At 57.5% G+C, this 21463-nt stretch carries 21 protein-coding genes; 18 read left to right on the forward strand and 3 right to left on the reverse strand.

Going from position 1 to position 21463, the window contains the following annotated elements; translation table 11 throughout:
• The first annotated feature begins 74 nt into the window (after positions 1-74).
• From rpoH to livJ, 3 genes are all read left to right on the forward strand, one after another.
• The gene (rpoH, locus tag IM317_RS21795) at positions 75-932 is read left to right on the forward strand and encodes an RNA polymerase sigma factor RpoH (RefSeq protein ID WP_033144392.1); all 858 of its coding nucleotides are present in this window, start codon (positions 75-77) and stop codon (positions 930-932) included.
• A 136-nt stretch (positions 933-1068) separates the two neighbouring features.
• Complete coding sequence (locus tag IM317_RS21800; protein ID WP_029741816.1) at positions 1069-2334, forward strand: 4-aminobutyrate--2-oxoglutarate transaminase; 1266 nt, start codon at positions 1069-1071, stop codon at positions 2332-2334.
• 197 nt (positions 2335-2531) lie between these two features.
• Positions 2532-3632: a branched chain amino acid ABC transporter substrate-binding protein LivJ gene (gene livJ, locus IM317_RS21805; RefSeq protein ID WP_072163886.1), complete on the forward strand. Its 1101-nt coding sequence runs from the start codon at positions 2532-2534 to the stop codon at positions 3630-3632.
• A 177-nt stretch (positions 3633-3809) separates the two neighbouring features.
• On the opposite strand, the gene panM is transcribed toward livJ, so the two are convergent.
• Positions 3810-4193 carry an aspartate 1-decarboxylase autocleavage activator PanM gene (panM, locus tag IM317_RS21810; RefSeq protein ID WP_033144393.1) on the reverse strand — a complete coding sequence of 128 codons (384 nt, stop codon included), beginning with the start codon at positions 4191-4193 and terminating at the stop codon, positions 3810-3812.
• 424 nt (positions 4194-4617) lie between these two features.
• Between panM and livK the strand changes: the two genes are divergently transcribed.
• The 10 genes from livK (at position 4618) to ugpQ (ending at position 14791) form a co-directional block, all read left to right on the forward strand.
• Positions 4618-5727, forward strand: a complete 1110-nt coding sequence (livK, locus tag IM317_RS21815; RefSeq protein ID WP_033144394.1) for a high-affinity branched-chain amino acid ABC transporter substrate-binding protein LivK — start codon at positions 4618-4620, stop codon at positions 5725-5727.
• A gap of 46 nt (positions 5728-5773) precedes the next feature.
• On the forward strand, positions 5774-6700 hold the full coding sequence (livH, locus tag IM317_RS21820; RefSeq protein ID WP_008500099.1) for a high-affinity branched-chain amino acid ABC transporter permease LivH: 927 nt from the start codon (positions 5774-5776) through the stop codon (positions 6698-6700).
• Positions 6697-7974, forward strand: coding sequence for a high-affinity branched-chain amino acid ABC transporter permease LivM (locus IM317_RS21825; protein WP_033144395.1), 1278 nt, complete (start codon positions 6697-6699; stop codon positions 7972-7974). The genes livH and IM317_RS21825 overlap by 4 nt, the downstream gene beginning before the upstream one ends.
• Complete coding sequence (gene livG, locus IM317_RS21830; RefSeq protein ID WP_023310024.1) at positions 7971-8738, forward strand: high-affinity branched-chain amino acid ABC transporter ATP-binding protein LivG; 768 nt, start codon at positions 7971-7973, stop codon at positions 8736-8738. The genes IM317_RS21825 and livG overlap by 4 nt, the downstream gene beginning before the upstream one ends.
• 1 nt (position 8739) lies before the next feature.
• Positions 8740-9453 (forward strand): high-affinity branched-chain amino acid ABC transporter ATP-binding protein LivF, encoded by a 714-nt coding sequence (livF, locus tag IM317_RS21835; RefSeq protein WP_008500102.1) that lies wholly within the window; start codon positions 8740-8742, stop codon positions 9451-9453.
• A gap of 351 nt (positions 9454-9804) precedes the next feature.
• Complete coding sequence (gene ugpB / locus IM317_RS21840) at positions 9805-11121, forward strand: sn-glycerol-3-phosphate ABC transporter substrate-binding protein UgpB (RefSeq protein WP_023310025.1); 1317 nt, start codon at positions 9805-9807, stop codon at positions 11119-11121.
• 125 nt (positions 11122-11246) lie between these two features.
• Positions 11247-12134: a sn-glycerol-3-phosphate ABC transporter permease UgpA gene (ugpA, locus tag IM317_RS21845; RefSeq protein ID WP_033144396.1), complete on the forward strand. Its 888-nt coding sequence runs from the start codon at positions 11247-11249 to the stop codon at positions 12132-12134.
• Positions 12131-12976, forward strand: a complete 846-nt coding sequence (gene ugpE / locus IM317_RS21850; RefSeq protein ID WP_033144397.1) for a sn-glycerol-3-phosphate ABC transporter permease UgpE — start codon at positions 12131-12133, stop codon at positions 12974-12976. The genes ugpA and ugpE overlap by 4 nt, the downstream gene beginning before the upstream one ends.
• A gap of 1 nt (position 12977) precedes the next feature.
• Positions 12978-14048, forward strand: a complete 1071-nt coding sequence (locus tag IM317_RS21855; protein ID WP_033144398.1) for a sn-glycerol-3-phosphate import ATP-binding protein UgpC — start codon at positions 12978-12980, stop codon at positions 14046-14048.
• Positions 14045-14791, forward strand: coding sequence for a glycerophosphodiester phosphodiesterase (gene ugpQ, locus IM317_RS21860; RefSeq protein ID WP_029742186.1), 747 nt, complete (start codon positions 14045-14047; stop codon positions 14789-14791). The genes IM317_RS21855 and ugpQ overlap by 4 nt, the downstream gene beginning before the upstream one ends.
• Here ugpQ and IM317_RS21865 read toward each other — a convergent pair.
• Entirely contained in the window at positions 14775-15152 is a 378-nt protein-coding gene (locus IM317_RS21865) for a DUF2756 family protein (RefSeq protein ID WP_033144399.1), read from the reverse strand. The genes ugpQ and IM317_RS21865 overlap by 17 nt on opposite strands.
• Positions 15153-15275: 123 nt before the next feature.
• Here IM317_RS21865 and ggt point away from each other — a divergent pair, with 123 nt between their 5' ends.
• A complete protein-coding gene (gene ggt, locus IM317_RS21870; protein WP_072196567.1) occupies positions 15276-17021 on the forward strand; it encodes a gamma-glutamyltransferase in 1746 nt (581 codons plus the stop codon).
• An 88-nt stretch (positions 17022-17109) separates the two neighbouring features.
• On the opposite strand, the gene yhhY is transcribed toward ggt, so the two are convergent.
• On the reverse strand, positions 17110-17598 hold the full coding sequence (gene yhhY / locus IM317_RS21875) for an N-acetyltransferase (RefSeq protein WP_033144400.1): 489 nt from the start codon (positions 17596-17598) through the stop codon (positions 17110-17112).
• A 256-nt stretch (positions 17599-17854) separates the two neighbouring features.
• Here yhhY and IM317_RS21880 point away from each other — a divergent pair, with 256 nt between their 5' ends.
• The 4 genes from IM317_RS21880 to gntK all read left to right on the forward strand — a co-directional run bounded on the left by IM317_RS21880 (position 17855) and on the right by gntK (position 21461).
• Complete coding sequence (locus tag IM317_RS21880) at positions 17855-18892, forward strand: oxidoreductase (RefSeq protein ID WP_033144401.1); 1038 nt, start codon at positions 17855-17857, stop codon at positions 18890-18892.
• Positions 18893-19014: 122 nt separating this feature from the next.
• Positions 19015-19710 (forward strand): pirin family protein, encoded by a 696-nt coding sequence (locus tag IM317_RS21885; protein ID WP_003861565.1) that lies wholly within the window; start codon positions 19015-19017, stop codon positions 19708-19710.
• Between the two features lie 101 nt (positions 19711-19811).
• On the forward strand, positions 19812-20807 hold the full coding sequence (gntR, locus tag IM317_RS21890; RefSeq protein ID WP_021242747.1) for a gluconate operon transcriptional repressor GntR: 996 nt from the start codon (positions 19812-19814) through the stop codon (positions 20805-20807).
• A 126-nt stretch (positions 20808-20933) separates the two neighbouring features.
• Positions 20934-21461: a gluconokinase gene (gene gntK, locus IM317_RS21895; protein ID WP_008503362.1), complete on the forward strand. Its 528-nt coding sequence runs from the start codon at positions 20934-20936 to the stop codon at positions 21459-21461.
• Positions 21462-21463 lie beyond the last annotated feature (2 nt).

A 21463-nucleotide genomic window follows, 5' to 3' on the forward strand; every position in this document is an offset into this window, starting at 1 on the left:
GTTGCTCAAACGCTTTGGCATGGTTGTTGCCTGACGGGGACGACCAGGACCAGAAGAAACATTGAGAGGAATGAATGACCAAAGAAATGCAAACTTTAGCTTTAGCCCCTGTTGGTAACCTGGAATCTTATATCCGGGCTGCGAACACCTGGCCGATGTTAACGGCCGAGGAAGAAAAGGAGCTTGCTGAAAAGCTGCATTACCAGGGCGATCTGGAAGCAGCGAAAAAGCTGATCCTGTCTCACCTGCGCTTTGTTGTTCACATTGCTCGTAACTATGCGGGCTATGGCCTGCCGCAGGCGGACTTGATTCAGGAAGGCAACATCGGCCTGATGAAGGCTGTGCGTCGCTTTAACCCGGAAGTGGGTGTGCGACTCGTCTCCTTCGCTGTGCACTGGATCAAAGCAGAAATTCATGAATACGTGCTGCGCAACTGGCGTATCGTGAAAGTCGCCACGACAAAAGCGCAACGCAAACTGTTCTTCAACCTGCGTAAAGCCAAGCAGCGTCTGGGCTGGTTCAACCAGGATGAAGTGGAAATGGTGGCGCGCGAGCTGGGCGTATCCAGCAAAGACGTGCGTGAGATGGAATCCCGTATGGCCGCGCAGGACATGACCTTTGATATGTCCTCCGACGACGACGCATCTGACAGCCAGCCGATGGCGCCGGTTCTGTATCTGCAGGATAAAACCTCTAACTTTGCTGATGGCATCGAAGAGGATAACTGGGAAGATCAGGCCGCGAACAAGCTGACCCATGCGATGGAAGGCCTCGACGAGCGTAGCCAGGATATTATCCGCGCCCGCTGGCTGGACGAAGACAACAAGTCCACGCTGCAGGAGCTGGCCGACCGCTACGGCGTTTCTGCGGAACGTGTCCGTCAGCTTGAAAAGAACGCCATGAAAAAACTTCGCGCCGCTATCGAAGCGTAATTTTCGCGAAGTACACCGAGAACCCCTGGATGAGAGTCTGGGGGTTTTGTTTTTTTAGCGCCCGCTCTGGCGAATTCCCTCCCCCTGGCAAACACTTACTGATGCGCTAAGCAGGCGACTTTCTCAGGGGGACAGGGTGAAAAATAACGAACTGAACGACCGGCGTTTACAGGCGACGCCGCGCGGCATCGGCGTGATGTGTAACTTCTATGCTGATAAAGCTGAAAACGCCACGGTGTGGGACGTGGAAGGTAACGAGTACATCGACTTCGCCGCCGGGATCGCGGTGCTGAATACCGGCCATCGCCATCCAAAAGTCATTTCCGCGATTGAAAAACAGCTCCACGCGTTTACCCATACGGCGTACCAGATTGTGCCGTACGAAGGCTATGTGGCGCTTGCCGAGCGCATCAACCAGCGCGTGCCCGTTGACGGTCCGGCCAAGACCGCGTTCTTCTCCACGGGGGCAGAGGCGGTCGAAAACGCGGTCAAAATTGCCCGAGCGTACACCAAACGTCCCGGCCTTATCACCTTCGGCGGCGCGTTCCACGGCCGCACCTTTATGACCATGGCGCTGACCGGCAAAGTTGCGCCGTACAAGCTCGGCTTTGGCCCGTTCCCCGGTTCGGTGTATCACGCGCAGTATCCGAATGAACTGCACGGCGTCAGCACGGCGGAAGCGTTGAAAAGCCTGGAACGCATCTTTAAAGCGGATATCGCACCCGACCAGGTCGCGGCCATTATTCTCGAACCGGTTCAGGGAGAGGGCGGTTTCAACATTGCGCCAGCTGATTTTATGCAGGCGCTGCGCGCCCTGTGCGACACCCACGGTATTTTGCTGATTGCCGACGAGGTGCAAAGCGGCTTCGCCCGTACCGGCAAGCTGTTCTCGATGGAACACCACTGCGTGAAGCCCGATCTGATCACCATGGCGAAAAGCCTAGCGGGCGGGATGCCGCTCTCAGCGGTATCGGGCCGTGCGGAGGTCATGGACGCCCCTGCACCGGGCGGGCTGGGCGGTACCTACGCCGGGAACCCGCTGGCGATTGCGGCGGCGCATGCCGTGCTCGACGTGATTGATGAAGAGGATCTCTGCACGCGCTCGGCGCATCTTGGCCATCACCTGGTGGAAGTGCTGAACAAGGCGAAGGAACACTGCCCGTATATCGCTGACATTCGCGCGCAGGGATCGATGGTGGCGGTGGAGTTTAACGACCCGCAAACGGGCCAGCCTTCGCCGGAATTTACCCGCCAGGTGCAGGAGCGTGCGTTGCAGGAAGGGCTGCTTCTTCTGAGCTGCGGCGTCTACGGCAACGTCATTCGTTTCCTGTATCCGCTGACTATCCCTGAAGCGCAGTTCCGTAAAGCGCTGGACATTATCTCCGCGTCGCTGACACGTTAAAGCCACATGCCCGGCGAAAATCCCTGCCGGGCTTATCATATATTCATTTCAAATTAGCTATTCCAAAATCATAAAAATCGGGTATGTTTTAGCAGAGTATGCTGAAAAAGCGCGGACAGCACACCTATAACTGACATAAAGCGCTGAACAACAACATCACAACAATCGTAATAACCATAATAATGGGGAATCTCAGGATGAACATGAAGGGTAAAGCGTTACTGGCAGGATGTATCGCGTTGGCATTCAGCACCATGGCACAGGCAGACATCAAGGTGGCTGTGGTTGGCGCAATGTCCGGTCCGGTAGCACAGTACGGCGACCAGGAATTTACCGGCGCTGAGCAGGCGGTTGCAGACATTAATGCCAAGGGCGGTATCAAGGGCGAAAAACTGCAGATCGTAAAATATGATGATGCCTGTGACCCGAAACAAGCGGTCGCGGTCGCAAACAAAGTGGTGAACGACGGTATCAAATACGTTATCGGTCACCTGTGCTCTTCCTCGACTCAGCCTGCGTCTGACATCTACGAAGACGAAGGTATTCTGATGATCACCCCGGCAGCGACCGCACCGGAGCTGACCGCGCGCGGCTACAAGCTGACCCTGCGCACCACCGGTCTGGACTCTGACCAGGGCCCAACGGCGGCTAAATACATCGTTGAAAAAGTGAAGCCGAAGCGCATTGCCATCGTTCATGACAAGCAGCAGTACGGTGAAGGTCTGGCGCGTTCAGTGCAGGATAACCTCAAGAAAGCGAATGCCGACGTGGTGTTCTTCGACGGGATCACCGCCGGTGAGAAAGACTTCTCCACCCTGGTGGCGCGTCTGAAGAAAGAGAATATTGATTTCGTTTACTACGGTGGCTACCACCCGGAAATGGGCCAGATCCTGCGCCAGGCGCGCGCTGCGGGCCTGAAAACCCAGTTTATGGGCCCGGAAGGCGTGGCGAACGTTTCCCTGTCTAACATTGCGGGTGAATCAGCCGAAGGCCTGCTGGTGACCAAACCGAAGAACTACGACCAGGTTCCTGCGAACAAACCTATCGTAGATGCCATCAAGGCGAAGAAACAGGATCCAAGCGGCGCGTTCGTCTGGACCACCTACGCGGCGCTGCAGTCTCTGCAGGCGGGCCTGAACCAGTCAGCCGATCCGGCTGAGATTGCCACCTGGCTGAAAGCGAATACCGTCGAGACCGTCATGGGACCACTCTCCTGGGACGCGAAGGGCGACCTGAAGGGCTTCGAGTTCGGCGTGTTTGACTGGCATGCTAACGGTACGGCGACAGACGCCAAATAATTTTCCCGTCGCCTTTCGCGCCGCAGGTGCGTTGGCTGCGTTATTCAACCCCGGTCACTTACTTATGTAAGCTCCCGGGGATTTCATAACTTGCCGCCTTCCTGCAACACGAAATGCTTGGGAAAATACAGTGGAGAATGTAGGCCGGGTAAGGCGCAGCCGCCACCCGGCTTTCTTTTAGCGCTTCTCCCACCCGCTATCCTGCGCCGTAAACCCTAACGCCTGCATAAACGCCGCCATCACGCCGCGGTCTTCCACGCCCACGTCAGCCATCCACCATGAGGTCACGCTCGGGTTTTCGCGGATCACTTCTTCAATTAAATACTGTCCCACACCGCGACGACGGGTGACGTCACGCACGCGCAGCGAGTCCAGCGCTCCCTCTGTACCGCTCAGGGTTACGCGAACCGCTGCCAGCAGGCGTTCGTTAAAACGCGCGGCATAAATGCGGTGGGTCTCATCAACGCGCAGCGACGAAGGGGAATATTCCGGCCAGATCTTGCCCAGGTCGATATGATCCTGGTCGCTAAAGGTCACCAGACGCACGATAGTCAGTTTCATTAGCCACTTGTCCAAATCAGATTGAGTAGGGGCAGTGTACTCAATTTATTCACTCAGCGGCTTCCTCTTTTTATTCTCATTAACCAGGTGATTAGTTTTTTGGCAACGCGTTGGGCAGTTTGAAAACACATGGATCGAAAAATAAGCAGAATTTTAACCTGAACGGTAGTGATTTATTCGGCGCTTTGTACCGTTATTTTATGCTGCAAACTGCACTTTTATTTGTTTATCTCTGCCTGATTTCAGAATATTATCTTTGCTTAATCGCCTGAAAAATAGAGATTTTAGTCTGGTTTTTGACAAAAAACTGCGCTAAACCATTAAAGGCACTGGTAAAAATAGCGTTGTTCATTAAAAGTACAGAATGCTTTTTAACCATAATAAAACAAAATATAAACACGACATCACGAATGGGGATTCAGAGATGAAAAGGAACGCGAAGACGTTAATCGCGGGGATGGTCGCACTGTCGATCTCGCATGCCGCTATGGCAGACGACATTAAAGTTGCGGTAGTGGGGGCGATGTCCGGCCCTGTTGCCCAGTGGGGTGACATGGAGTTCAACGGCGCGCGCCAGGCCATCAAAGACATCAACGCCAAGGGCGGTATCAAAGGCGACAAGCTGGTGGGCGTGGAATATGACGACGCCTGCGATCCTAAACAGGCCGTCGCGGTCGCCAACAAAATCGTCAACGACGGTATTCAGTATGTGATCGGCCACCTGTGCTCATCCTCCACGCAGCCGGCGTCTGATATCTACGAAGACGAAGGCATTCTGATGATCACCCCAGGCGCAACGAACCCGGAACTGACCCAGCGCGGCTATCAGCACATCATGCGTACCGCCGGTCTGGACTCCTCGCAGGGCCCCACCGCCGCCAAATACATCCTCGAGAGCGTTAAGCCACAGCGCATTGCCATTATTCATGACAAACAGCAGTACGGCGAAGGCCTGGCGCGCTCCGTGCAGGACGGCCTGAAAAAAGGCGGCGCGAACATCGTCTTCTTCGACGGCATTACCGCCGGTGAGAAAGACTTCTCCGCGCTGATTGCCCGTCTGCAAAAAGAGAATATCGACTTCGTTTACTACGGCGGCTATTACCCGGAGATGGGGCAGATGCTGCGTCAGGCGCGCGCCACCGGTCTGAAAACCCAGTTTATGGGGCCAGAGGGCGTGGGCAATGCCTCCCTGTCAAACATCGCGGGGGATTCTGCCGAAGGCATGCTGGTGACGATGCCAAAACGCTATGACCAGGATCCGGCCAACAAGGCTATCGTGGATGCGCTCAAGGCGCAGAAGAAAGATCCGAGTGGTCCGTACGTCTGGATCACCTACGCGGCCGTACAGTCTCTGGCCACCGCGCTGGATCGCTCCGGCAGCAAAGAACCGCTGGAGCTGGTGAAAGATTTAAAAGCACACGGGGCGAACACCGTGATTGGGCCGCTGAACTGGGATGAGAAAGGCGATCTGAAGGGATTTGAGTTTGGTGTCTTTAAGTGGCACGCCGACGGTTCATCCTCGGCCGCCAAATAATTATCCCACCGCCCGGCATGACGGGCGGGTATAAAAAGGTTTGCATATGTCCGAGCAGTTTCTCTATTTCCTGCAGCAGATGTTTAACGGCGTTACGCTGGGAAGCACCTACGCGCTGATCGCCATCGGCTATACGATGGTTTACGGCATTATCGGCATGATCAACTTCGCCCACGGCGAGGTGTACATGATCGGTAGCTACGTCTCCTTTATGATTATCGCCGCCCTGATGATGATGGGCATCGACAGCAGCTGGCTGCTGGTCGCCGCCGGGTTTGTCGGCGCGATTGTGATTGCCAGCGCCTACGGCTGGAGCATTGAGCGCGTGGCCTACCGGCCGGTGCGCAGCTCCAAGCGCCTGATTGCGCTTATTTCCGCGATCGGGATGTCGATCTTCCTGCAAAACTACGTCAGCCTGACCGAAGGTTCGCGCGACGTGGCGCTGCCAAGCCTGTTCAATGGCCAGTGGATTGTGGGGGCCAGCGAAAACTTCGCGGCCTCTATCACCACCATGCAGCTGGTTATCTGGGTCGTGACCTTTATTGCGATGCTCGCCCTGACGCTGTTCATCCGCTACTCGCGTATGGGACGCGCCTGCCGCGCCTGCGCGGAAGACCTGAAGATGGCGAGCCTGCTCGGCATCAACACCGACCGCGTGATTGCCCTGACCTTCGTGATTGGCGCCGCGATGGCGGCGGTGGCGGGTGTCCTGCTCGGCCAGTTCTACGGCGTGATCAACCCGTACATCGGCTTTATGGCCGGGATGAAAGCCTTCACCGCGGCGGTTCTGGGCGGTATCGGCAGTATTCCGGGCGCGATGATCGGCGGCCTGATCCTGGGCGTGGCCGAAGCGCTCTCCTCGGCGTACCTGAGCACGGAGTATAAAGACGTGGTGTCGTTTGCCCTGCTGATTCTGGTTCTGCTGGTGATGCCTACCGGTATTCTGGGCCGTCCGGAGGTAGAGAAAGTATGAAACCGATGCATTTTGCAATGGCGCTGCTCTCTGCCGCCATGTTCTTCGTGCTGGCCAGCGTCTTTATGGGCGTCCAGCTTGAGCTGAATGGCACCAAACTGGTTGTCGATACCGCAGCTGACATCCGCTGGCAGTGGGTATTTATCGGCACGGCCGTAGTGTTCCTGTTCCAGCTGCTGCGTCCGCTGTTCCAGAAGACGCTGAAAAACGTCTCCGGGCCGAAATTCGTCCTGCCGGCAATCGACGGTTCTACGGTTAAGCAGAAGCTGTTCCTCGTGGCGCTGCTGGTGGCCGCCGTGGCGTGGCCGTTCGTGGTGTCGCGTGGCACCGTGGATATCGCCACGCTGACCATGATCTACGTGATTCTCGGCCTCGGTCTGAACGTGGTCGTGGGGCTCTCGGGCCTGCTGGTGCTGGGCTACGGCGGCTTCTACGCCATCGGCGCCTATACCTTCGCGCTGCTGAACCACTATTACGGTCTCGGCTTCTGGACCTGCCTGCCGCTGGCAGGGCTGGTCTCTGCCGCTGCAGGCTTCCTGCTTGGCTTCCCGGTACTGCGCCTGCGCGGCGACTACCTGGCGATTGTGACCTTAGGATTCGGCGAAATCGTCCGTATCCTGCTGCTCAACAACACCGAAGTGACCGGCGGCCCGAACGGCATCAGCCAGATCCCGAAACCGACCTTCTTCGGCCTGGAATTTAGCCGTACCGCCCGCGAAGGCGGCTGGGATACCTTCAGCAACTTCTTCGGCGTGAAGTATGACCCGTCCGACCGCGTGATCTGGCTCTATCTGGTGGCGCTGCTGCTGGTGGTGATTACCCTGTTCGTGATCAACCGTCTGCTGCGCATGCCGCTGGGCCGCGCGTGGGAAGCGCTGCGCGAGGATGAGATCGCCTGCCGCTCTCTGGGCCTGAACCCGACCCGCATCAAGCTGACCGCGTTCACCATCAGCGCCGCGTTTGCCGGTTTCGCCGGAACGCTGTTTGCCGCGCGTCAGGGCTTCGTTAGCCCGGAATCGTTCACCTTCGCCGAATCCGCCTTTGTGCTGGCGATTGTGGTGCTCGGCGGGATGGGTTCGCAGTTCGCCGTTATCCTCGCGGCCATCCTGCTGGTGGTCTCGCGCGAGCTGATGCGCGACTTTAACGAATACAGCATGCTGATGCTGGGTGGTTTGATGGTGCTGATGATGATCTGGCGTCCGCAGGGTCTGCTGCCGATGACCCGTCCACAGCTGAAGCTGAAGAACTGGCAAGCGAAAGGAGAGCAGGCATGAGTCAGCCATTATTATCCGTTAACGGCCTGATGATGCGTTTTGGCGGCCTGCTGGCGGTCAACAACGTGAATCTGGATTTGCACAAGAAAGAGATTGTCTCCCTGATTGGTCCGAACGGCGCAGGGAAAACCACGGTCTTTAACTGTCTGACCGGCTTCTACAAGCCAACGGGCGGCACCATTATGCTGCGCGACCAGCATCTGGAAGGGCTGCCGGGCCAGCAGATTGCCCGCATGGGCGTGGTGCGTACCTTCCAGCACGTGCGTCTGTTCCGCGAGATGACGGTGATTGAGAACCTGCTGGTGGCCCAGCATCAGCAGCTGAAAACCGGGCTGTTCTCCGGCCTGCTGAAAACCCCGGCCTTCCGCCGCGCGCAGGATGAAGCGCTTGACCGCGCCGCCACCTGGCTCGACCGAATTGGCCTGCTGCAGCACGCCAACCGTCAGGCGAGCAATCTGGCCTACGGTGACCAGCGTCGTCTGGAGATTGTGCGCTGCATGGTGACGCAGCCGGAAATCCTGATGCTCGACGAACCGGCGGCAGGGCTCAACCCGAAAGAGACCAAAGAGCTGGACGAGCTGATTGCCGAGCTGCGCGACAGTCACGACACTACCATCCTGCTGATTGAGCACGACATGAAGCTGGTGATGGGCATTTCGGACCGTATCTACGTGGTAAACCAGGGCACGCCGCTGGCAAACGGCACGCCGGAAGAGATCCGCAACAACCCGGACGTGATCCGCGCATACCTTGGTGAGGCATAAGATGGAAAAAGCGATGTTAACGTTCGACAAGGTCAACGCGCACTACGGCAAGATCCAGGCGCTGCACGACGTCAGCCTGCATATCAATCAGGGTGAAATCGTGACCCTGATTGGCGCCAACGGCGCGGGCAAAACCACGCTGCTCGGCACCCTGTGCGGCGACCCGCGCGCCACCAGCGGGCGGATTGTGTTCGATGGTAAAGACATTACCGACTGGCAGACCGCCAGAATCATGCGCGAGGCGGTGGCGATTGTTCCGGAAGGGCGCCGCGTCTTCTCCCGCATGACGGTGGAAGAGAACCTGGCGATGGGCGGTTTCTTCGCTCACCGCGATGAATACCAGACCCGCATCAAGTGGGTATATGAACTCTTCCCGCGCCTGTGGGAGCGCCGCATCCAGCGTGCGGGCACCATGTCCGGCGGTGAACAGCAGATGCTGGCGATTGGCCGCGCGCTGATGAGCCAGCCGCGCCTGCTGCTGCTGGACGAACCGTCGCTCGGTCTGGCGCCGATCATCATCCAGCAGATTTTCGACACCATCGAGCAGCTGCGCAAAGAGGGGATGACCATCTTCCTCGTCGAGCAGAACGCCAACCAGGCGCTGAAGCTCGCCGATCGTGGCTACGTGCTGGAGAACGGCCGCGTGGTGCTGGAGGATACCGGCGACGCGCTGCTGGCGAACGAAGCGGTGCGGAGCGCGTATCTGGGCGGATAGGTAAAAGCAAAAAGGCAACGCAAGTTGCCTTTTTTAATGTTATCTCCCTCTCCCCGTGGGAGAGGGCCGGGGTGAGGGCACCAGACCGCACGAGGTAAAAGCAAAAAGGCAACGCAAGATGCCTTTTTTAATGTTTTCTCCCTCTCCCCGTGGGAGAGGGTCGGGGTGAGGGCACCAGACCGCACCTAAACCACACCCCCAGCCCCTTTCACACAACCATCATCCCCCTGACGCCTGGCTGTCACTTATCTGTAAACAAACAGTTATTTTTCTGTCATTCGAGCATGTCATGTTACCTCGCGAGCATAAAACGCGTGATATCGCGCATCCGGCACAATAAGAGAGATGACAATGACATCGTTACGACACACAGCTTTGGGTCTGGCACTGGGTCTGGCTTTTGCGACGAACGCAATGGCTGTCACCACCATTCCGTTCTGGCATTCCATGGAAGGGGAGTTGGGTAAAGAAGTTGACTCCCTGGCGCAGCGTTTCAACGACACCCATCCGGATTACAAAATTGTGCCGGTGTACAAAGGCAACTACGAGCAGAGCCTGAGCGCGGGCATCGCCGCCTTCCGTACCGGTAACGCACCTGCGCTGTTGCAGGTTTATGAAGTGGGTACCGCCACCATGATGGCCTCCAAAGCCATCAAACCGGTCTATGAAGTGTTCAAAGAAGCGGGCATCAACTTCGATGAGTCGCAGTTCGTGCCGACCGTAGCGGGTTACTACACCGATTCCAAAACCGGCCACCTGCTGTCTCAGCCGTTTAACAGCTCCACGCCGGTGCTGTACTACAACAAAGACGCCTTCAAAAAAGCCGGTTTAGACCCGGAGCAGCCGCCCAAAACCTGGCAGGACCTGGCGGAGTACACCGCGAAGCTGAAAGCGGCGGGGATGAAGTGCGGCTACGCCAGCGGCTGGCAGGGCTGGATCCAGATTGAAAACTTCAGCGCCTGGCACGGCCTGCCGGTGGCGACCAAAAACAACGGCTTCGACGGCACCGACGCGGTCCTGGAGTTCAACAAGCCTGAGCAGGTGAAGCATATCGCGCTGCTTGCCGATCTGAACAAGAAGGGCGACTTCAGCTACTTCGGACGTAAAGACGAATCCACCGAGAAGTTCTACAACGGCGACTGCGCCATTACCACCGCCTCTTCCGGCTCGCTGGCGGATATCCGTCACTACGCCAAATTCAACTACGGCGTGGGCATGATGCCGTACGACGCTGACGTGAAGGGCGCGCCGCAGAACGCCATCATCGGCGGGGCGAGCCTGTGGGTGATGCAGGGTAAAGACAAGGGCACCTACAAAGGCGTAGCCGAATTCCTCGACTTCCTGGCGAAGCCTGAAAACGCCGCCGAATGGCACCAGAAGACCGGGTACCTGCCGATCACCAAAGCCGCGTACGACCTGACCCGCGAGCAGGGCTTCTACAGCAAGAACCCGGGCGCGGACATCGCGACGCGTCAGATGCTGAACAAGCCGCCGTTGCCGTTCACCAAAGGCCTGCGTCTGGGCAACATGCCGCAGATCCGCACCATCGTGGATGAAGAGCTGGAAAGCGTGTGGACCGGTAAGAAAACGCCACAGCAGGCGCTGGACTCTGCGGTAGAGCGCGGGAATCAGCTGCTGCGCCGCTTTGAGCAGTCGACCAAATCGTAATTCAAACCTGCCCCTCACCCTAACCCTCTCCCATAGGGGAGAGGGGACTGCGCGGAGCCGTCTTTTCTCCCTCGCCCCTTTGGGGAGAGGGCCGGGGTGAGGTGGAATACCTACAGAGCAAACCTATGTCATCATCCCGTCCGGTGTTTCGTTCCCGCTGGCTGCCCTATCTTCTGGTCGCACCGCAGCTGGTCATCACCGTTATCTTCTTTATCTGGCCTGCGGGCGAAGCGCTGTGGTACTCGGTACAAAGCGTCGATCCGTTCGGGCTCTCCAGCCAGTTTGTTGGCCTGGACAACTTTACCGCGCTGTTCCATGACAGCTACTACCTGGACTCCTTCTGGACGACGATGAAGTTCAGCGCGCTGGTGACCGTCAGCGGTCTGGTTGCCTCGCTGTTTTTCGCCGCGCTGGTGGACTACGTGGTGCGCGGCAGCCGTATTTATCAAACCCTGATGCTGCTGCCTTACGCCGTGGCTCCCGCCGTCGCCGCCGTACTGTGGATCTTCCTGTTTAACCCCGGTCGCGGGTTGATTACCCACTTCCTGGCCGAGTTCGGCTACGACTGGAACCACGCCCAGAACAGCGGTCAGGCCATGTTCCTGGTGGTGTTCGCCTCGGTGTGGAAGCAGATCAGCTACAACTTCCTGTTCTTCTTTGCCGCGCTGCAGTCCATTCCGCGCTCGCTGGTGGAAGCCGCGGCGATTGACGGCGCAGGGCCCATTCGTCGTTTCTTCAGGCTGTCGCTGCCGCTGATCGCCCCGGTGAGTTTCTTCCTGCTGGTGGTTAACCTCGTGTACGCCTTCTTCGACACCTTCCCGGTGATCGACGCGGCGACCGCAGGCGGCCCGGTGCAGGCGACCACGACGCTTATCTATAAGATCTATCGCGAAGGCTTCGCCGGTCTGGATCTCTCCGCCTCTGCCGCGCAGTCGGTCGTGCTGATGTTCCTCGTCATCATCCTCACGGTGGTGCAGTTCCGCTATGTCGAAAGTAAGGTGCGCTACCAATGATTGAGAACCGTCGCGGGCTGACGATTTTCAGCCATACCATGCTGATTTTAGGGATTATCGTCATCCTCTTCCCGCTGTACGTGGCGTTTGTCGCCGCCACGCTGGACACCAAAGCGGTGTTCGACACGCCGATGACGCTGATCCCCGGCGGGCATCTGTTCGAGAACATGAAGACCATCTGGACTCAGGGCGTGGGCGCCAACAGCGCGCCGTTCTGGCTGATGATGCTCAACAGCTTCATCATGGCGTTTGGCATTACGGTCGGCAAAATTACGGTGTCGATGCTTTCGGCCTTCGCCATCGTCTGGTTCCGCTTTCCGCTGCGTAACCTCTTCTTCTGGATGATTTTTATCACCCTGATGCTGCCGGTAGAGGTGCGTATCTTCCCGACGGTAGAAGTGATCGCCAACCTGAAGCTGCTCGACAGCTACGCGGGCTTAACCCTGCCGCTGATGGCCTCGGCGACCGCCACCTTCCTGTTCCGCCAGTTCTTTATGACCCTGCCGGACGAGCTGATTGAAGCGGCGCGCATCGACGGCGCGTCGCCGATGCGCTTCTTCCGCGACATCGTGCTGCCGCTGTCGAAAACCAACCTCGCAGCGCTGTTTGTGATCACCTTTATCTACGGCTGGAACCAGTACCTGTGGCCGCTGCTGATTATTCAGGACGTTAACCTCGGTACCGCCGTGGCGGGCATCAAAGGCATGATCGCCACCGGCGAAGGCACCACCCTCTGGAACCAGGTGATGGCGGCGATGCTGCTCACCCTTATCCCACCCGTAGTCATTGTTTTAGCCATGCAGCGCGCGTTTGTCCGCGGCCTGGTCGATAGCGAGAAATAAGATGGCAGGTTTAAAACTTCAGGCAGTAACCAAAAGCTGGGATGGCAAAACCCAGGTTATTCAGCCGCTGACGCTCGACGTGGCGGACGGAGAATTCATCGTGATGGTCGGCCCGTCCGGCTGCGGCAAATCCACCCTGCTGCGCATGGTGGCGGGGCTGGAGCGCGTGACTTCCGGGGATATCTGGATTGACCGCCAGCGCGTCACCGAGATGGAGCCGAAAGACAGAGGCATCGCGATGGTGTTCCAGAACTACGCTCTCTATCCGCACATGAGCGTGGAAGAGAACATGGCCTGGGGGCTGAAAATCCGCGGCATGGGCAAAGGCCATATCGACGAGCGGGTGAAAGAGGCGGCGCGCATTCTCGAGCTGGACGGCCTGCTGAAGCGCCGACCGCGCGAGCTCTCCGGCGGCCAGCGCCAGCGCGTGGCGATGGGGCGCGCCATCGTGCGCGATCCGGCGGTATTCCTCTTCGACGAGCCGCTGTCTAACCTCGACGCCAAGCTGCGCGTGCAGATGCGTCTTGAGCTGCAGCAGCTGCACCGTCGTCTGAACACCACCTCCCTGTATGTGACACACGATCAGGTCGAAGCCATGACCCTCGCCCAGCGCGTGATGGTGATGAACAAAGGCATCGCCGAACAAATTGGCACTCCGGTGGAAGTGTACGAGAAACCGGCCACCCGCTTTGTGGCGAGCTTTATCGGCAGCCCGGCAATGAACCTGCTTGAAGGGCGTATCAGCAGCGCGGGCACGCATTTTGAGCTGGAAAGCGGGATGGCGTTGCCGATCAACTGGTACTATCGTGGCTACGCCGGGCGTAAGATGACGCTCGGTATCCGCCCCGAGCATATCGTTTTAACCTCTCAGGCGGACGGCGGCGTGCCGCTGGTGATGGACACGCTGGAGATGTTGGGTGCAGATAACCTGGCGCACGGGCGCTGGGGCGAACAAAAAATGGTGGTGCGCCTGCCGCATCAGGAGCGTCCGAAAGCAGGCAGCACGCTGTGGCTGCACCTCCCGGAAAACCATCTGCACCTGTTTGACGGTGAAACAGGACAACGAGTATGAGCAACTGGCCTTATCCCCACGTCGTCGCCCACCGGGGCGGCGGTAAGCTGGCGCCGGAGAACACCCTGGCGGCGATTGACGTTGGCGCGCGCTACGGTCACACGATGATCGAGTTCGACGCCAAGCTGTCGAAAGACGGCGAAATTTTCCTGCTGCATGACGATAACCTCGAACGCACCAGCAACGGCTGGGGCGTGGCGGGCGAGCTGCCTTGGCGCGATCTGCTGAAGGTTGATGCCGGAAGCTGGTACAGCGGCGAATTCAAAGGCGAACCGCTGCCGCTGCTGGCGGAAGTGGCCGATCGCTGTCGCCAGCACGGCATGATGGCCAATATCGAAATCAAACCGACCACCGGCACCGGGCCGCTGACGGGCAAAGTCATTGCCCTGGCCGCGCGCGAGCTGTGGGAAGGGATGACCGCTCCGCTGCTGTCATCATTTGAAATCGATGCGCTGGAGGCCGCACAGGCGGCCGTGCCGGAGCTGCCGCGCGGGCTGCTGCTTGACGAGTGGCGCGAGGACTGGCGCGAGCTGACGGCACGCTTAGCGTGCGTTTCTATCCATCTCAACCACAGGCTGCTGGATGAAGCGCGGGTGAAGATGCTGAAGGACGCGGGCCTGCATATTCTGGTCTACACGGTTAACAAACCCCAGCGCGCAGCCGAACTGCTGCGCTGGGGCGTGGACAGCATCTGTACCGATGCAATCGACCTGATCGGCCCGGACTTTAGTTCTGCGGATTAAGCATACTGCCATTCGACTGCGGCGGCAGCATGTGCTGCTGTCCGCTGCCTGACGACGTCATTCCTCCTAACATCCCGCCGTTTTTATTCGGCAGCGGCTGCTCGCGCACCTGCCCCTGCTGCACGCGCTGGGTGTTGGCGTTCATCTGATTTTGCAGGCTTTGCTGCTGCATCTGGGTCTGCGTTTTAAGCTGCTGATTAAGCATTCCTTTCTGCTGCTGTTGCTGGCTCATCATCTCCGTCTGCATACGCTGCTGGCTCGGGATAACGTAACCCTGCTGGTTCGGGTTGTTCATGGTGTTGAGTGGCTGTGCGAGCGCGGCAAACGGGATCAGCGCCGTAAGGATCCATAAGCGTTTCATTGTCATTTCCTCCTTTTGAGGTCTCTCTTAAGTTTACCCCGATTTCACCATGACGATGATTTTTTAGGAGTTGTGAACCAGGCTTAAGCGGGGAATATGGATCCCTTCACCTGGAGAACAATAATGATGAAACCAACGTTTTTGCGCTGGGTCGCCATCGCCGCGCTGATGGCAGGCGGTACATTTAGCGTGGCGGCCAACCCGCCAGCGGCGCCTCCGGTCTCTTACGGCGTGGAGGAAGATGTTTTTCATCCCGTGCGGGCAACCCATGGCATGGTGGCGTCGGTGGATGCGCTGGCAACCAAAGTGGGCGTCGATATTCTCAGGCAGGGCGGTAACGCGGTGGATGCAGCGGTCGCCGTCGGCTATGCGCTGGCGGTGACGCATCCGCAGGCGGGGAACCTGGGCGGCGGCGGCTTTATGATGCTGCGCACTAAAGACGGCAAAACCACCGCCATCGATTTCCGCGAAATGGCGCCTTCTCAGGCGTCCCGCGATATGTTCCTCGACGATCAGGGTAACCCTGACAGCAAAAAATCCCTGACTTCGCATCTCGCCACCGGCACGCCGGGCACCGTTGCGGGCTTCTCGCTGGCGCTGGAAAAATACGGCACGATGCCGCTGAACAAGGTGGTGCAGCCTGCCATCAAGCTGGCGCGCGACGGCTTTGTGGTAAACGATGCGCTGGCGGACGACCTCAAGACCTACGGCAGCGAAGTGATTCCGAATCACGAAAACAGCAAGGCCATCTTCTGGAAAGACGGTGAGCCGCTGAAGAAGGGCGATAGGCTGGTGCAGAAGAACCTCGCCAAAAGCCTGGAGCTGATTGCTGAGCACGGTCCGGATGCCTTCTACAAAGGGGCAATTGCCGACCAGATTGCCGAAGAGATGCAGAAAAACGGCGGGCTCATCACCAAAGCGGATCTGGCGGAATACAAGGCGGTGGAGCGCGAGCCGATTAGCGGTACCTATCGCGGATACGAGGTCTTCTCCATGCCGCCGCCGTCCTCCGGCGGGATCCACATCGTGCAGATCCTCAATATTCTCGAAAACTTCGATATGAACAAGTTCGGCTTCGGCAGCGCGGACGCCATGCAGGTGATGGCGGAAGCGGAAAAACGCGCCTACGCCGACCGGTCGGAATATCTCGGCGATCCGGACTTCGTGAAGGTGCCGTGGCAGGCGCTGACCAACAAGGCGTATGCCAAATCCATTGCCGATCAGATCGACATCAACAAGGCTAAACCGTCGAGCGAGATCCGCCCCGGCAAGCTGGCGCCGTATGAAAGCAACCAGACCACCCACTTCTCGGTGGTGGATAAAGACGGTAACGCGGTGGCGGTGACGTACACGCTCAACACCACCTTCGGCACCGGGATTGTGGCGGGCAACAGCGGTATTCTGCTGAACAACGAGATGGATGACTTCTCTGCCAAACCGGGCGTGCCGAACGTCTACGGGCTGGTGGGCGGCGATGCGAATGCAGTAGGGCCTAAGAAACGTCCGCTGTCTTCTATGTCGCCCACCATTGTCGTGAAAGACGGGAAAACCTGGCTGGTGACCGGCAGCCCTGGCGGCAGCCGTATTATCACTACCGTGCTGCAGATGGTGGTGAACAGCATCGACTTTGGGATGAACGTCGCCGAAGCGACCAACGCTCCGCGTTTCCATCACCAGTGGCTGCCGGACGAGCTGCGCGTCGAGAAGGGCTTTAGCCCGGACACCATCAAGCTGCTGGAACAGCGCGGGCAGAAGGTGGCGGTGAAGGAGGCGATGGGCAGCACCCAGAGCATTATGGTCGGGCCGGACGGGGCGCTGTTTGGCGCGTCGGACCCGCGGTCGGTGGATGATTTATCGGCGGGGTATTGATGGTTTGCCGGGTGGCGGCTTCGCCTTACCCGGCCTACGTTTTTCATTCCCTCTCCCTGTGGGAGAGGGTTAGGGTGAGGGCAACAAACTACTTCATTCGCGCCATATAATACGCGTCCACATATTCACCGTTGCGCAGGGCATAGCGTTTGCCGGTGCCTTCAATTTCGAACCCGTGTTTTTTGTACACCGCAATCGCCGGTTCGTTATCGACAAATACCGTCAGCTCAATGCGGTCAACGCGCAGCCAGTTATCGCACATATCAATCATGGTGCGCATCAGAGCGCTGGCAACGCCCCGGTTTTGCCACTGCGCGCCGACACAAATCCCAAAATCAGCCACATGGCTGCGGCGCGGGCGTTGCGCGACGACGATGCACAGATGGCCGGCGACATGACCTTCTATGCAGGCGACGAGCTGCTTGATGCCGGGCTGGTCGGATAGCCGTTCTTGCCACATTTGCTCAGAGGGATGAGGAACCTGTAGTGTGTTGTGGTACACCTCCGGCTGGGCGTGGATCTGACGAATGGCGTCATAATCTTTCGGTTCCGCATGGCGTATCACTATCTCACTCATTCCTTATTCCTCAGTCAGTTAAACGTCCCTTTCAACATCAATGACTTTAAAATTTGAGTCAACCGCTATTTTTTGCAAAAAGTATTGGACAAGTGCGAATGAGAATGATTATTATTGCTCTGCATTCAGGAAGACCGCTACGGGAACCTGAAAGCACGACATTGCTCACATTGCTTCCAGTATTACTTTAGCCAGCTTTTAGCTGGCTTTTTTTTTGTTATGGTTAGACTCAGTAACCTTCCAAAAGGACTGAGCCATGACACTACATTGCGCATTTATTGGATTTGGTAAAAGTACGACCCGCTACCACCTGCCGTATGTTCTCAACCGTAAAGACAGCTGGCACGTCGCGCACATCTTCCGCCGCCGCGCGAAGCCGGAAGAGCAATCCCCGCAGTATTCTCATATCCATTTCACCAGCGATCTTGATGAAGTACTTAACGATCCGCAGGTCAAACTGGTTGTTGTCTGCACCCACGCCGACAGCCATTTTGACTATGCGAAACGCGCGCTGGAAGCGGGTAAAAACGTGCTGGTGGAAAAGCCGTTCACCCCAACTATCGCCGAAGCAAAAGTGCTGTTCGCGCTGGCGAAAAGTAAAGGCCTGACCGTTACGCCGTATCAGAACCGTCGCTTTGACAGCTGCTTCCTGACGGCGAAAAAGGCGATTGAAAGCGGCAAGCTGGGCGACATTGTGGAAATCGAAAGCCACTTCGATTACTACCGTCCGGTGGCGGAAACCCAACCCGGCCTGCCGCAGGACGGCTCGTTCTATGGTCTGGGCGTGCATACGATGGACCAGATCATCTCTCTGTTTGGCCGACCGGACCACGTGGCGTATGACATCCGCAGCCTGCGTAACAAAGCCAACCCGGACGACACCTTTGAAGCGCAGCTGTTCTACGGCGACCTGAAGGCCATCGTCAAAACCAGCCATCTGGTGAAAATCGACTATCCGAAATTTATCGTTCACGGCACCAAAGGATCGTTCATTAAGTACGGCATCGACCAGCAGGAGACCAGCCTGAAGGCCAACATCATGCCGGGTGAACCGGGCTTTGCGGCGGATAATTCCGTGGGCGTGCTGGAGTATGTGAACGATGAGGGCGTAACGGTCAGGGAAGAGCTGAAACCGGAAATTGGCGACTATGGCCGCGTCTACGATGCGCTATACGAAACCCTCACAACCGGCTCGCCGAATTACGTCAAGGAATCTGACGTTCTGACCAACCTGGAAATCCTCGAACGGGCCTTCGAGCAGGCTTCTCCTGCCACGGTAACTCTCGCGAAATAAGCAAAAACGGCTCCTCTGCGCTTGTTCATAATTTTTGAACAGAGGAGTCAATTTTCACCCTCTATGATCCCAGGCGGTTTGCGTCCACACTTACTCCATCGAAACGAACTGAGGGTGAAACAATGATCTACTTACGCAAAGCAAACGAACGTGGTCACGCGAATCATGGCTGGCTGGACTCATGGCATTCATTCTCGTTTGCCGACTACTACGACCCGAACTTCATGGGCTTCTCCGCACTGCGCGTGATTAACGACGACGTGATTGATGCAGGCCAGGGCTTCGGTACCCACCCGCACAAAGACATGGAAATCCTGACCTATGTGCTGGAAGGGGCGGTGGAACACCAGGACAGCATGGGCAACAAAGAGCAGGTTCCGGCGGGTGAGTTCCAGATTATGAGCGCGGGTACCGGGGTGCGTCACTCCGAGTACAACCCGAGCAAAACGGAAAAACTGCACCTGTATCAAATCTGGATCATTCCAGAAGAGACCGGCATCACGCCGCGCTACGAGCAGCGCCGCTTCGACGCGAAACAGGGCAAACAGCTGGTGCTGTCCCCGGATGCGCGTGAAGGTTCTCTGAAGGTGCATCAGGATATGGAACTGTACCGCTGGGCGCTGGCGAAAGACGAACAGTCTGTGCACCAGATTGCCGCCAACCGCCGCGTCTGGATCCAGGTGGTGAAAGGTGAAGTATCCATCAACGGCACCAAAGCGACAACCGCCGATGGCCTCGCCGTCTGGGATGAGCAGGCGCTTTCCGTGCATGCCGACAGCGAAAGTGAAATTCTGCTGTTTGACCTGCCGCCGGTGTAATAAATCATAAATAAATGCCCATCCTTCCCTTTGACAGGGGAAGGATGGGCTTTGTCCGTGATAAACTGAGCAAATCTCTCACTTCAAGATTTCTCAGGACGATGAAAAAGAAACGCCCCGTACTTCAGGATGTCGCCGATCGCGTCGGTGTGACCAAAATGACGGTCAGCCGTTTTTTACGTAACCCGGAACAGGTTTCCGTGGCGTTGCGTGGCAAGATTGCCGCGGCCCTTGATGAACTGGGTTATATCCCCAACCGCGCGCCCGATATTCTCTCCAATGCGACCAGCCGTGCGGTGGGCGTCCTGCTTCCTTCCCTGACCAACCAGGTTTTCGCCGAAGTTTTGCGCGGCATTGAAAGCGTCACCGATGCTTTTGGCTATCAGACCATGCTCGCCCACTACGGGTACAAGCCGGAACTGGAAGAGGAACGTCTTGAATCGATGCTTTCCTGGAACATCGACGGCCTGATTTTAACGGAACGTACCCACACTGCCCGCACGCTCAAAATGATTGAAGTGGCCGGTATCCCGGTGGTGGAGCTGATGGACAGCCAGTCGCCGTGCCTCGACATCGCCGTGGGGTTCGATAACTTCGAAGCGGCGCGCCAGATGACGGCGGCGATCATCGCTCGCGGTCATCGTCATATCGCCTATCTGGGTGCGCGTCTTGATGAACGTACTATCATCAAACAGAAGGGATACGAGCAGGCGATGCTCGACGCGAACCTAACCCCGTACAGCGTGATGGTGGAACAGTCCTCTTCCTATACGTCGGGTATTGAGCTGATGCGCCAGGCACGACGCGAGTATCCGCAACTGGACGGTATTTTCTGTACCAACGATGACCTTGCGGTCGGTGCGGCGTTTGAGTGTCAGCGTCTGGGGCTCAAGATCCCGGATGATATGGCAATTGCCGGTTTCCACGGCCACGACATCGGCCAGGTGATGGAGCCGCGTCTGGCGAGCGTCCTGACCCCGCGTGAACGTATGGGCCGCATTGGCGCAGAACGCCTGCTGGCGCGCATTCGTGGCGAGACGGTTACCCCAAAAATGTTAGATTTAGGTTTCACCTTGTCACCGGGTGGATCTATTTGAACTGACAAATTTGAAGTAGCTCACACTTATTCACTTCGCGCACGTTTGGATATTGCTTCTCTTTTGCCCCGGCAGGACAATGTTACCGATAACTGTTACCCGTAACAATTGACTGAGGGACACCCTTTGAGCACGACTAATCACGATCACCACGTCTACGTCCTGATGGGCGTTTCCGGTAGCGGGAAATCAGCCGTAGCCAGCGAAGTGGCGCATCAACTCCAGGCTGCGTTCCTTGATGGCGACTTCCTCCATCCGCGCAGCAACATCATGAAAATGGCCTCCGGCGAGCCGCTGAACGACGACGACCGCAAACCGTGGTTGCAGGCGCTGAATGACGCCGCGTTCGCCATGCAGCGCACCAACAAAGTCTCCCTGATTGTCTGCTCTGCGCTGAAAAAAACCTACCGCGACCTGCTGCGCGACGGTAACCCGAACCTCTCTTTCATCTACCTGAAAGGGGACTTCGAGGTGATTGAAAGCCGCCTGAAGGCGCGTAAAGGTCACTTCTTCAAAACCCAGATGCTGGTGACGCAGTTCGAAGCGCTGCAGGAGCCGGGTGAAGATGAGAAAGACGTCTTAGTGGTTGATATCGATCAGTCACTGGAAGGTGTTGTTGCCAGCACCATCGAGGTCATTAATAAAAGGCAGTAAGT

It is taken from the genome of Enterobacter cloacae complex sp. S3, from assembly GCF_014930495.1.
GTDB lineage: Bacteria > Pseudomonadota > Gammaproteobacteria > Enterobacterales > Enterobacteriaceae > Enterobacter > Enterobacter asburiae_B.